This is a genomic window from Microcoleus sp. N3A4, from assembly GCF_036701805.1.
Classification (GTDB): domain Bacteria; phylum Cyanobacteriota; class Cyanobacteriia; order Cyanobacteriales; family Microcoleaceae; genus Microcoleus.
This window is the reverse complement of sequence record NZ_JAUBRJ010000119.1, coordinates 1-13,018: the sequence shown is the minus strand read 5'-3', so window position 1 is coordinate 13,018 and position 13,018 is coordinate 1. Positions and strand designations below refer to the sequence as shown.

General features: G+C 45.6%; 6 protein-coding genes and 4 pseudogenes. 4 read left to right on the top strand and 6 right to left on the bottom strand.

Annotation, left to right across the window (positions count from 1 at the left end):
• Positions 1-514: 514 nt before the first annotated feature.
• The 3 genes from QUA56_RS35045 to QUA56_RS35035 form a co-directional block, all read right to left on the bottom strand.
• Entirely contained in the window at positions 515-937 is a 423-nt protein-coding gene (locus QUA56_RS35045; RefSeq protein WP_333368188.1) for an endonuclease domain-containing protein, read from the bottom strand.
• A 291-nt stretch (positions 938-1,228) separates the two neighbouring features.
• Positions 1,229-4,852, bottom strand: a complete 3,624-nt coding sequence (locus tag QUA56_RS35040) for a CHAT domain-containing protein (RefSeq protein ID WP_333368185.1) — start codon at positions 4,850-4,852, stop codon at positions 1,229-1,231.
• Between the two features lie 1,061 nt (positions 4,853-5,913).
• Positions 5,914-7,191: an aspartate aminotransferase family protein gene (locus QUA56_RS35035; protein ID WP_333368182.1), complete on the bottom strand. Its 1,278-nt coding sequence runs from the start codon at positions 7,189-7,191 to the stop codon at positions 5,914-5,916.
• 128 nt (positions 7,192-7,319) lie between these two features.
• Here QUA56_RS35035 and QUA56_RS35030 point away from each other — a divergent pair, with 128 nt between their 5' ends.
• Positions 7,320-8,597, top strand: a complete 1,278-nt coding sequence (locus tag QUA56_RS35030; protein WP_333368180.1) for a ribulose bisphosphate carboxylase small subunit — start codon at positions 7,320-7,322, stop codon at positions 8,595-8,597.
• A gap of 466 nt (positions 8,598-9,063) precedes the next feature.
• Here the strand turns inward: QUA56_RS35030 and QUA56_RS35025 are convergent.
• Positions 9,064-9,546 (bottom strand): annotated as a pseudogene (locus QUA56_RS35025) (transposase); the annotation flags it as partial.
• A 101-nt stretch (positions 9,547-9,647) separates the two neighbouring features.
• Here QUA56_RS35025 and QUA56_RS35020 point away from each other — a divergent pair.
• Positions 9,648-11,249, top strand: a pseudogene (locus tag QUA56_RS35020) (IS1182 family transposase).
• Between the two features lie 96 nt (positions 11,250-11,345).
• Here the strand turns inward: QUA56_RS35020 and QUA56_RS35015 are convergent.
• Positions 11,346-11,549: pseudogene (locus QUA56_RS35015) on the bottom strand (IS4 family transposase); the annotation flags it as partial.
• Between the two features lie 307 nt (positions 11,550-11,856).
• Positions 11,857-12,279, bottom strand: a pseudogene (locus QUA56_RS35010) (IS1634 family transposase); the annotation flags it as partial.
• 134 nt (positions 12,280-12,413) lie between these two features.
• Between QUA56_RS35010 and QUA56_RS35005 the strand changes: the two are divergent.
• Together QUA56_RS35005 and QUA56_RS37040 are read left to right on the top strand one after the other, a co-directional pair.
• The gene (locus tag QUA56_RS35005) at positions 12,414-12,773 is read left to right on the top strand and encodes a hypothetical protein (protein ID WP_333368177.1); all 360 of its coding nucleotides are present in this window, start codon (positions 12,414-12,416) and stop codon (positions 12,771-12,773) included.
• Between the two features lie 6 nt (positions 12,774-12,779).
• A complete protein-coding gene (locus QUA56_RS37040) occupies positions 12,780-12,944 on the top strand; it encodes an ISAzo13-like element transposase-related protein (protein WP_445242980.1) in 165 nt (54 codons plus the stop codon).
• Positions 12,945-13,018: the final 74 nt, after the last annotated feature.

The following is a 13,018-nucleotide window of genomic DNA, read 5'->3' as shown; positions in this document are numbered from 1 at the left end:
CGTCTAAAGAGGGCTAAAGCCCAATTACGTACCTATTTCTAGGATGACAATTAATCCACCCTGCCTAACCCCCCTTCGTAAGGGGGGGACAAGAGTTAGGTTTAATATTGTTTGTGAGTCCACAATCTTTCGATCCCCCCTAACCCCCCTTCGTAAGGGGGGGACAAGAGTTAGGTTGAATATTGTTTGTGAATCCACAATCTTTCGATCCCCCCTAACCCCCCTTCGTAAGGGGGGGACAAGAGTTAGGTTGAATATTGTTTGTGAGTCCACAATCTTTCGATCCCCCCTAACCCCCCTTCGTAAGGGGGGGACAAGAGTTAGGCTGAATATTGTTTGTGAGTCCACAATCTTTTTAAGTGGGATTCAGGCGTTTTACTACAAAACTTCGCCCTCTCTTGTCCCCCCCTTATTAAGGGGGGCTAGGGGGGATCAGAACCCCGTTATGAACGAAAAACTTTGCCCTCTCTTGTCCCCCCCTTATTAAGGGGGGCTAGGGGGGATCAGAACCCCGTTATGAACGAAAAATTTCGCCCTCTCTTGTCCCCCCGTTAGTAAGGGGGCTAGGGAGGATCAGACCTTCCAACTGATAGCAAACCCCCTCAAAATTCTGCAAAACTTCAACATTAGTAAACCTGACCACCTGAAGTCCATAGCCCTCTAGAATATTCGTCCTCTCCTCATCATAGATTTTCCCCTGTTCGGTAAAATGACTCTCTCCATCAATTTCGATGACCAGTCTTAATCCCGAACAGTAAAAATCAACAATAAAATTATCAATCGGCCGTTGTCGCAAAATGCGAAGGGGCAATTTTCGCAAAAAACCTTGCCACATCTTTTTCTCTGTGACTGTCTGGTTTAGCCGCAGTTTTTTAGCGATGGGAACAAGTTTTGGGTTGTAGGGCAAATAAAAACCGGAGTCTTTGAGTTGTAGCACAATACCTCCGTCAAAAAAATATCATTGTGAGTCATAATTACCCGCTTTTGTTCGCAGATAAATGCTAACTGCAATTCATCACTCTGAGCAAGTAACCCCGCCTCAATAGTTGTTGTAACATCAATTAATCGTCTATGCTTTGTGATAACTGATTGCTTAGAAATAAAGCGTGAAATGCTCCTAATTGCTAATGTTTAGAGCTGTTTAAGCTTAGCATAAACAGACGAAGGCCGATCGCCCTTTATCCATTTCAACCGCCGAATCCTCAAAAGGGTAACTAATGACTAATCACTAAACCCCAGCCGCAGTAAAAGCCGCCCAATAATAAGGATTGGCAAAAGGATAGGGTTTGCGGTTGCGAATTTGCTGCAAAGAAGCCTCCGCAATCAGGCGAGAACTTTGAGAAAGCCGATCGAACATTTGCGAAATTTGAGGTTGAAAATCCGCCAACAACACCTCCAATTCCTCGACAGTCAAATCCCGCAGCCACCTTTGAGCGTCCCCCAGCGCGATCGCCACCTCTCCCACCTGCAACCGAGAAAACCGTCCTAGATTTTCATAAAACTTGCTCGTCAGCAGCAGCGTCGAAACATCGTTCACCTTCCAAAGACTGCTGACAACACTAGACGTGCCAGCATACAACAAACCCGCCGACAAACCGACAAAATCTTCAGCACCGCTGACTCCGCCGGCCGCAATTTCGCAAGCCGATAAAGTAACTAAAAAATATTGCCTAAAATCGAGATTAAAAATTTCCTCCAAACTCAGAGAATCATTCCTCAAAAACACTGCCGATTTCAGAGGAAAAGCCAAATTCAGCAAACTCAAACAAGCAAAATGAGCGCATTTTTTCTGCTGCAAATCCCCTATGGGCTGGGGTAGCTCCTGATTGCTAGCAGACATGGCTGGGGAAAAAGCCTCTTTAATTGCAGGCTTCTGGCGCACAATTTCTGCACTGGAAAAATACTGAGAAATATTGCCAATTTCAATATTGCTGTAGAGCGAATCTCTGGTGAAAGTTGGAACTGCTAAAAGGCGATCCAAACGCGGTCTGTACCGGCCAATAGCTGCTTGGCGCGCGCTTTGTTTCAACAGCAATAGCTGACAGCTAGGAGCATACCGAATTCCTCCAGGAAATCGATCGATCAAATAAGCAGCAGGCACTGGAACCTCGCCAACAGCCGAACTTTGAGCAAAATCCGAACCGTTGTGGGCCTCCCCATCAAAACCGGTGCGATCGCCCCACTGAAACCTAAAAACTCCCCCGCCCTCCTCCAACCCGTCTCTCACCCCCAGAGGCAAAGCGTGGAGGGGCAAAGCGTGCAAAAATCGGTGCGGCACAAAAATCAGCCGATCGCAACTCTCTGGAATCAGCGCCACCACTCGATCGATTTCCAGCAGCGCGGCCAAGCGTTTGAGGCGAGCCTGGAGGTGATTGATCCAGCGACCTTTTTGTTCGGAATAAGCGCTGAGGTACTCCTGGGCCCAACTTTCGGCAGCCAAAGCATTTTCCGGCGAACACAGGTGAACGGCCGGATATTGTGCGCTCTTGACCACCACAAAAGCAACCAGCACCTCCCCCAAACTCGCCCACACCACAGCAGCGCAATTGGCATCAGGCAACAATTGGCGAATTTGCTCGAAAGCGATCGGTTCAACTTTGCGAACTAGGCTGAAGAAAGGGTCGTTTGCCTGCACCTCCCGAGCAATCAACCCATCAAACTGCCGCCACAATTGATTTAAGTGCATGGAGTCCGAGTTCGGCAGCAGAGAACCGCTGTTCAAACCTTGGCTGTCGCCCTCAGAAATTAAGGTAGCGGGCTCGGGCACTCGCTGTTGTTGGTGCCGCTGTTCCCCCGCTATTTCCAGTTGCAGCGACTCCAACTCGCTGAGCACCGCTGCCGGAATTTTGGCTTTCGGAGTCAGGTGGCATTTAATTAGCAGTTCTACCAAATTCCGATTTTTGTGGCGTTCGGCGTATTCCAGGGCCTTAGCGCAATATTCAGGTTGGCTGGCGCCGAGTTCCAGACAAACTTGCACCAGGCATTTATAGAGTCCAGTCCAGGTGCGGGCTAATTTTAGTTTTGCGGTACTGGCCCGATCGCCCAAATCGGTCACATCAACATCTGGTTCGGATCGCAAGAATTCAACAGTATCGACAGCAGCAGTAAAAACCCCGTAGGCGCGAAGCAACTCGCCTCGAACTCGGTAAGCTTGACCCAAATAAAATAAAATTTCAGCCCAGCGGTGAGGATAGGTTTCGCGAGTGTAGACTTCGCCGGCACTGTGATAGCAGCCGATCGCGCTTTCCAAGTGCGACGAGTTTTCCGTCTTCATCAGTTCGGAAAAAGCCCTACCCAGATAAATTTGCAGCATTGCCCAGCGCTTGGGAGATCCCTGCCTGGTGTAGACTTGGCCAGCATTTTCATAGCAGGCGATCGCGCTTTTGAGGTTGCGGTTTTTTTCCCCTTTCACGTGTTCGCTGAAAGCGCGGCCGAGATAGGCGCACAGCATTGCCCAGCGTTCGGGAGATTTTTGGCGGTTGCAAAAGAGCAAGGCATTTTGAAAGCAGGCGATCGCCATTTCGATATTTTCGGCTTTTTCCCCTTTCACCCGCAGGCTGTAGATCCTGCCGAGGTAAGTTTGGATCGAAGTCCAGGCTTCGGGAAATTTGATGCGGGTGTAGACTTGTAAAGCATTTTGAAAGCAGCCGATCGCCATTTCCAGATTTTCCACCGGATCGCCTTTGATCCGATCGATAAATACCCGGCCCAAATTTCTTTGAGTCGTCGCCCACTGCAGCGGAAAAGCTTCCGAAGTCCGCACTTGCAAAGCTCTCTGATAGCAGGTGACCGCGTATTCGAGATTTTCAGCTCTGTTGCCCCGCAGCAAATCGCAGTAAGCATTTGCCAAATTATTTTGAGTCGTGGCCCAGCGCCGGGGAAACACCTTGCGGTTGTAGACTTGCAAAGCATTGTGGTAGCAAGCGACTGCCAGTTCCAGATTTTGGGCTTTGTCGCCCCGCAGGCGGCGGCTGTAAGCGCGGCCGAGATTGTTTTGAGTGCTCGCCCACTCTTGCCCGAAAGCCTCGCGGCTGCGAACTCGCAGCGCGTTTTGATAGCAGGCGATCGCCTGTTCTAGATTGTCTGCCGCATCTCCCCTGATGCGCTCGCTGTAAGCGTTTCCCAGATTGTTTTGCAGCGTCGCCCACTGTTGGGGGTACTGTTCGGGAGTGCGTACTTGCAGGGCATTTTCAAAGCAAGCGATCGCCTGTTCGATATTTTGAGCCTTATCACCTTTGGGGCGATCGCTGTAAGCGTTGCCCAGATTATTTTGCATCACCGCCCATTCTTGCGGAAAGTCTTTGCGGGTAAACACCTTAGCAACTGTTTCGTAACCGGCAATTTCGATTTCCAAGTTATTAGCCTTGCTGCCGAGGGGAAACCGCCCAATTTTGTTGCTCAGATTGCCGATTAGGGCTGCAATGCGCCTGCTTTCGGATTCTTGGGCAGCAGGGAGCACCAAAGTAGCCCAGCAGCGCAGCAGTTGTGCGAAATTCTGGTCGAGTTTGTCTAAATTGGTTCTCAGCAACGGGTACACGTGCTGCGAATCAGCGCCGCGCGCCACTGCCTGCAAGACTTCTGCTAAAAAAGCCAGATATGCTGTCCCGGTTGCGGGCAATTGAGAATTGCCATTTGCAGTTTCTAATGGTGCGATCGCCCTTTGGAAAAATTTTGCAGCTTTCAGCAAACTTTCTCGCGTCAGTGCCGGTTCTTCCAAATAAAGCGTTTGCACGAACCCAAAGTCGATCGACTGCGGGTCAGTCCTCAAAATCAAATCTATTCCTGAGTCCACAGGATTTTCCAGCAGCGCTCGGAGCATATTAACATCAGTTTCGCGACGCTGTTCGTCCATCGTGCATTCCGCCGAACTATTAACGATAGGATCGCTACGCCTCTAATCACTAATTCACTGGACAAAAACGGACTAAGAATACAAATACAACCTTTCGGGCCCCAAAAGTGGTAATTCTTTCTGGCATACCTGCTGGCATTACAGGATAGGGGCTGTCGATCTTGTTGGGGGATGACCCGCCTCGATGGGGCGTTTAGTTTTGGAGATTTCTCTCCCTCTGATTTCTCAGAGTTATTCAGGCTTGTCAAGCTCAACTCACTTCTATTAAATACAAATGTTTAAAGTTGAGCGATCGAGCGATCGAGCACTGAATGCACTATGCTTGGTGTCGCGACCGGAATAACGCAGCCGAACAGTCGCCCAGCAGGGCCGATCTCTCACCGAATGTACTGGTTGTGCAGCACTGTCGAGTGTTTAGCGGATAGCTGCTTCCGTGCAGCCAATTAAATCACTTCCTGATTTAAATTTCAATCCCTAACCGGAGATACGAATCTGCGAGGGATTGTACAGCTTAAAGGATGGCATCAGTCGCAACAGACAGGGAGATAGCAAGCTAGCTAGCACCTACAATCGCTAATAATATTATTTTGCGCGTTACTCTTTGGTAAAATCCCGGTTAAAGGCGCCGTCACTCTGTCGGGGCGGGTTTTACAGACAATATTCGAGTCGATTGCACAAGTCGATTTTATCTTGATATCTTTGCGCCGAGCGGCGTTCTGCAGCGGTTAAAAATCCCAAACCCGGAGTCTATTAACTTGAAGACTTACGTACAGCGATTAAAGCAAGCGAGTTTTTCCACGATACACATCGCTATAAAAGTGTATTTGCCTCAAAAAAGCGATTTCTGGGCAATTCCTAAACTTGATAAACCCGCCCCGACAGACTTGCAGCGGGGCGGGTTTACTTTTACCCCGATCGGACTGATGCTAAGATCCCCGGTTTTTGGGAAACTATTGGTTTTGGTAACGAGAAATCTGAAAAGAAACCCGGTTTCTCAGGAATAGTGCGTCTAGATATGGCGATCGCCAGCTTCAGCGCTACAGCTTACAAAAATCAACTAACTAGATAGACTGTAACGCTTGAGAGCGCAGCGCTGCCTCCACTGCCAGCAGAGCTCGATCGACTTCAGCGGAAGTGACAATCAGCGGCGGCACAAACCTCAGCACTTTCGGCCCTGCGGGAACCAAGAGCACTCCCGCAGCGATCGCAGATTTGACGATATCCCCCGATGTAAGTTCGATGTCAGCCTGCAATTCCAGCCCGACAATTAAACCCCAGCCCCGCACTTCGGCAATTAAATGCGGGTATGCGACTGCCAATTTATTGAGCCCTGCTTTCAACTGTTCCCCGCGCTGCTGCACGTTTTCTAGAAGGTTTTCCCGTTCTAAAGTTTGGCAAACGCACAAAGCTACAGCGCAAGCAAAAGGATTGCCGCCGAAAGTGCTGGCGTGACTTCCCGGTTCAAATACATCGCAGGAAGATTTGCACAGCATCGCGCCGATCGGGATACCGCCGCCCAATCCTTTGGCAGATGTAAAGATATCCGGTTCAATGCCGAGGTTTTCGTAGCCCCAGTATTTGCCGGTGCGTCCCATCCCGACTTGCACTTCGTCGAGAATCAGCAAAATGCCTTTTTCGTCGCAAATTTCGCGAATTCGCTGGAAGTAAGCGAGATCTCCGGGGCGAACTCCGCCTTCGCCTTGCAGCGCTTCCATCATAATTGCAGCTACTTGGCGTTCGTCTTTGTCGAGTTGTTCGATCGCCAGTTCGATCGCACTAATATCGTTGTACGGCACGTAGTGAAATCCGGGAACCAAAGGACTAAAACCCTTCTGATATTTAGGCTGTCCCGTTGCCGTAATTGTCGCCAAAGTCCGCCCGTGGAAACTCGCAACAGCGGTAACGATCGTCGGATTCGAGATATTTAATTTTTCGTGGGCGTACTTGCGGGCGAGTTTAATTGCCGCTTCATTAGCTTCCGCGCCGGAGTTGCAAAAGAAGGCTCTGTCAGCGCAAGAATGGTCTACAAGCCACTTCGCCAGCTCGCCCTGTACGGGGATGTAATAAAGGTTAGAAACGTGGTGCAGCGTCTGAATTTGCTTAGTTACCGCTGCAATCATTGCCGGGTGGGCGTGTCCCAGAGTGCAGGTAGCAATACCCGCCACAAAATCGAGATATTCGCTGCCCTCGGTATCCCAAACGCGGCAGCCGAGGCCCCGTTCTAGGGCGATCGCAAAACGCCCGTAGGTTGACATTACATAGCTGTCGAAGCTCTCAGAACTGAACAAACTGGCTTCGGCTTCCACGCTTGGTTCTTTTAGTAAGGTTTCTGGACTCACGAATCGCTCCTTAACAGATAATACGCAGACCTCGATTGTACGGTAAAAATCCAGGTTAGCGGTGCAGGCTGTTAGTTTTGTCATAAAATCATAACAGTAACATCAATTAATCCCTCACAAATCTACTGATGAGTTATTACATTTCTCCTAACTTTCTCGATAAAGTTGCGGTGCACGTCACTAAGAACTTTTTAAATTTGCCCGGGGTAAGAGTTCCCCTAATTTTGGGAATTCACGGCCGAAAAGGAGAAGGCAAAACTTTTCAAACCGAACAGGTTTTTCGGCGGATGGGCTTTGAACCGGTGATGATCTCTGGTGGGGAATTAGAAAGCCCGGATGCAGGAGATCCGTCGCGTTTAATTCGCTTGCGCTACCGGGAAGCTGCGGAGCAAATTCGCGTGCGGGGCGAGATGTGCGCCATCTTTATTAACGATTTGGATGCTGGTGCTGGCAGGTTCGATACTACTACTCAATATACTGTCAATACTCAGATGGTCAATGCGACTCTGATGAATATTGCTGACAATCCAACTAACGTGCAGTTACCGGGAAGTTATGACAGCACGCCGCTGCACCGAGTGCCAATTATTGTCACCGGAAATGATTTTTCTACGCTGTACGCGCCGCTGATTCGCGACGGGCGGATGGAAAAGTTTTATTGGGAGCCCAGCCGGGATGATAAAATTGGGATTGTCGGGGGAATTTTTGATTCTGACAAATTGTCAAAAACCGAGATTGTGGGGTTAGTCGATAATTTTCCCGATCAGGCGATCGACTTTTTTAGCGCTTTGCGATCGCGCATTTACGACGAACAAATTCGCGACTTCATTCACAAAGTAGGAATCGAGCGAGTTTCCAAGCGTTTGGTAAACACTCTTGAAGCACCGCCAGATTTTCACAACCCGAATTTCAGCCTCGCTCATTTATTAGAAATGGGCAGTTTGATGGTAGGCCAACAAAAGCGGATTCAGGAAATGCGATTAGTAGATGAATACAACCAATCGCGGCTGTTCAACGTTCAAGGAACCGCCAATGTTCCTGCTGCTGCGCCCACGCAAAGTCAATTAAAAGACCCGTCCTCGAAATATTATAAGGCTTACGTCGAGCCAAGTTCTCCAGTGAGTAACGGTCATGCGGCGCGGCTGAGTTCCGAGGTACTGGAACAAGTAAAGCAGTTGTTAGCAAGAGGCTGCAAAATAGGCATGGAATATGCAGACAATCGCCGATTTAAAACTGGTTCTTGGCAAAGTTGCGCGACGATAAAAACTGCACAGCAAAAAGATGTGGTTGCATCTTTAGAAAATTGTTTGGCGGAACACGGCGGCGAATACGTGCGACTGATTGGTATCGATCCAAAAGTCAAGCGGCGGGTAGTTGAAACAATTATTCAACGACCAGAAAAGTAGTTCAAGTAGGTGCGTGCGTGCTGAAGGCGCACCTTACAAATGACCAATTCAACGTATCCGCTCAATAAATCGGGGTAACAGTAAAAAAAGAAGGTTCACAATCTAGGCACAGCATGGTAGAATATGACATATTTTTAATCATAAAATCAAGAATGTCATAGTCTTTTTTAGCCACTAAAGTCACAATTAACCGTGGGTTTATACGACACTTACTACAGGAATCAATGGCCAATAATTCAGAGCCTTTATATTTTTTTTAATTTCTTCAATCAGACCAGGACACACCCAATACGGTTTACTTAAGGCTTGGGAGGCTTTAAGATTTTAAAAATAGGAGGATTAGTTTTTATTCCAGTACCTCTGTGTTTGACTTTTTTGGATTTAAATTTTGAAACAGGTTTTTTGACAACTCTTGGGTTATTTCTTTGAACTCTTGGCGATAAACTTGTATCAAGTATCTCCAAATTCAACCAAGTAAAAAAAAGGGGATTTTTTCTGGTTCTAATCGCTGAAATTTTGGCACAGCACGACGAATAACTCGTAATGCACCCGTGAAAGAAAGACTTAATGGGGAAATTTCTGCACTATGCGCTGTTTGACAAATTAATGACCGCACTGCCCAATGTCCTAATAATAGACCATAAATTTCTTGCACTACTTCTCTTGGTCTTTGAGAACGAACATGAGTTTTTCGTTCCCCGAGATGTACTTTGAATTCATCAATTGTATTTTCGACTTCCCACCGTTGATGATATTCGGCAGCCAATAACTTTGCCGGAAATTTTTTAGAGTCTAATAAACTTGTAATTAAACGATATCTAATTTCTGCTGTTGGATCGTTTAAGTTTTCAATCGTGTACTCGATTACTCTGATTTGGATGGGTTTAAATCCTTTTTTTCTGATTTTGCCTGGGGGATAAATAAAACTTAAGTAAGAACCATCTTCTAGGGCGTCGGTTCAGTATTAGGAGTTGACAAAACAAACTGGAAATGATGTGTGAATTGAGAAGCCTGTTAAATTCTCACAATCAGAAAGAAGGAAGAAACCTGATGCGCCCTCACTTATGGCATCCTCCAATTGAACTCTCAGACGCTGAAGCGTTGATTATCAAACGCATTAAACGAGCTAAGTTATTTACGTTTCTAAGGGCTCAACCGTTCATTCATATTTAATGATGAGTTTCAAGAAGAACTTGCTACAATTTTTAAAGACAGCACAGTGGGTCAGGGCCCAATTCCTCCTGCACAAATTGCCTTGGCAATTATTCTGCAAGCCTACTTAGGCATTTCTGACGATGAAGTAATTGAAGAAATGCTCATGGATCAACGTTGGCAGTTAGTTCTCGATTGTCTAAAGTGTGAAACTCCCCCTTTTAGCAAAGCCACTTTAGTGAGATTCAGAAATCGCTTAATTAAAAAAGAACTAGACCAACGTTTAATTGACCGCACCGTAGAAATTGCCAAACACTCATGGTGGATTTGGCTCATCTCAACTGAAAGCAGCTTTAGATTCCTCACCTTTATGGGGAGCTGGTAAAGTCGAAGATACATATAATCTCTTGGGTCATGATGAGCGTAAGGCGGTGAGTACGATCGCCCGTGCTGTGCAGGGGCGCTCGCCAGCAGAAATTGCCGAGTTAGCTGGTGCGCCAATTCTCAATAGTTCCAGCCTAAAAACAGCCTTAGACTTAAACTGGGATAATCCAGTAGAGCGTCAAAATGCACTCTTAGTTATCCTAAAGAGCTTAGATTCAGTGGAAGAATGGATGCAAAGCCAGTCTGATTGTGATGAATTTGAAGTAGTTCAAGAGACTCTGGATGTTGCCCGAGTCATTGAATCCCAAAATGTGACTTTCGACTCACAAGGCGTTCCGAGTTTAAGTAAAGGGGTGGCCGCATATCGTCGCATTTCTATTGAAGACCCAGATATGCGGCATGGGCGTAAAAGCCGCTCTAAAAAAATAGATGGATATAAACGCCACGTTCTTAAAGATTTAGAGAGTGGTGTAGTTTGCGCGGTGGCGTTGACACGCGCCAATACTCCAGAATCTGCTGCTACAATTGACCTAGAACGTGACTTAAAATTTCAAAATATTCACCTATCTGAGTTACATATCGATCGGGCTTATTTATCTAGTCATTGGGTGACACAACGGGATGATAAATTACAGATATTTTGTAAGGCGTGGCCGGTCAAAAATTCTGGACGGTTTGATAAAAATTCTTTTTTTCTTGACTGGGATACGCATTTAATTAGCTGTCCTAATCAGGTAAGTATCCCATTTGAACCCGGAAAAATTGTTCATTTTCCTCAGAATGAATGTGCAATTTGTCCTCTGATATCTGGTTGCACGAATAGTAAAAGAGGACGGACTGTATCAATTCATCCTGATGAAGCCTTAATGCAAGAGTTGCGAGCACGTCAATCCACTGCTATTGGTAGAATAGACTTAAGAAAACGTACTACAGTTGAACACTCTCTGGCTCATATTGGGCATTGGCTTTCTTAACCGTGCTCGCTATATCGGGCAGCGGAAAAATCTTTTCGATCTACGGCGAGTCGCTGTCGTCCATAATCTTCATGTCATTGCTCGAATGGATAAGATTCGGCCAATTACACCAGGCATAGAGTCGAACTCATGCACTGGCTAATTTCATAAAGTCCTTTTTTTGTCAACTCCTAATACTGAACCGACGCTCTAGTTGTGTTTCATTGAGGAATTTAACGTTGGAAGGAATGCGCCCTCAGTAGTCACAACCCTTACAGAGCGTGGCTGACACCATCGCATATGAATGCAAACCTCGATCCCAAATCAACAACATTTCTTTGGTAACGGAACGCAATAATCTCAAAGCTCTGACTCTTTCTCCCATCTTGTATGGGCAGATTAAAGCATCAAATATTAAATGTGTTCCTGCTTCTACTAAAATAACTACTCTAGCGAAAGGGAAAAGCAGCGGGAGCATCCCGGTTTTGTAACCCACATTCCGCAGATGTGGGTTGGATTTTTTTTACCAGTTGTGAAAACTGGGAACCCAAAAACTTTTGGGTTTAAATTATACAGTTTTAGGGTTACAGATACTTGTCAAATTTACCTAAACTAAGTAAGTTGAAATCATTGACTTTTTCTAATATATTCATGCTGCTGTTTTATCGCTATCGCTCATCTTTTGAAGCAAGACAACTTATACCAAGAGCAAATTGTCTTGACTAATTAATGAAAATTATTCATAAATATCTACACCTCGCGATCGAACGTTATCCACTTGAAAGTATTAAATAGTATTGACAGCAATACTCTCCTAAATGTCGCAAGATATCTTGACGCTCTTGGGTTAAATTACTGACCTGCTTCTCTCCATTTATCGTCACTAAATGTACAGCCTGAAACATCTGAAATATCCAGCGCATTGTCGGCTTATCGGTCAATTTCTTTACCTGATTTTTCACTCGATCGTTGGTAGCTTCTAATTGTTGTCTCAATTTCCTTTGCGCCAGGTTATACACTAACAAACACAGTCCCATTATCATTCCGATTGCTTCAACTCGCTCCGGCTTTTTCACGAATACGCTGGAAGTAAAAAATAACGGATCTTTGATAAATCTAAATCCTCTCTCATTACTTTGCTGCGCTTTATATTCCGATAATACCTGTGGATTGCTTACTGCTTCAGTATCTAAGGAATGAAAAATAAATAACTTGATGTATTATCGGATATAATGAAAAACAGCCCTCGATCGCAATTTTCACCAAAAGTGAGAGAAACTTGCTTTCTTATTTTTCTATTTTACCACCCTACCTTACCTTTAAATCTATGTTTTATTCTAGTTCACTTGAGTCAGAAATGAAGAAACTTTATAACTCTTTATCAGAAAAGGATAAAAGAAGGTATGCAGCGATAGAAGCCCAAAAACTGGGATGGGGTGGAATTAGCTATATAATGCAACTTTTCGGCTGCAGTCGAAATACTATTGTTCAGGGAATTGAAGATTTAGAAAAAATGGATGAAACGACTATCGATAATTTAAGAATCAGAAAAAAAGGAGGAGGAAGAAAAAGTATTTTATCTACTCAGATTGGCATTGATGAAGCCTTTTTAGAAGTCTTAAAATTTCAGACAGCGGGAGACCCAATGAATGAGTTAATTAAATGGACTAATTTGACGCATAAATAAATAGCTTTGGGACTGAGGTCTGCCGGATTTATTGTCAGTCTTCCTCTAATAAGTAAACTCTTAAAAAAACATGGATATGTCAAGCGAAAAGCACAAAAAAAGCAAACGATAGGAACTAATAAAAATCGTAATGCTCAATTTGAAAATATTGCTATGCTCGATACACAGTAGACCTCTTGCAAAATAGTTTTATGATATAATTAAAGGTTTTACTGAAAATTGGTTGAATCCCAACTTCTGACTTA

What these genes read in the sequence shown, in the direction of transcription:
- QUA56_RS35005 (WP_333368177.1), top strand. Translation starts at nt 12,414, where the DNA reads ATGTTTTATTCTAGTTCACTTGAGTCAGAAATGAAGAAACTTTATAAC.
- QUA56_RS35030 (WP_333368180.1), top strand. Translation starts at nt 7,320, where the DNA reads ATGAGTTATTACATTTCTCCTAACTTTCTCGATAAAGTTGCGGTGCAC.
- QUA56_RS35040 (WP_333368185.1), bottom strand. Translation starts at nt 4,852, where the DNA reads ATGGACGAACAGCGTCGCGAAACTGATGTTAATATGCTCCGAGCGCTG.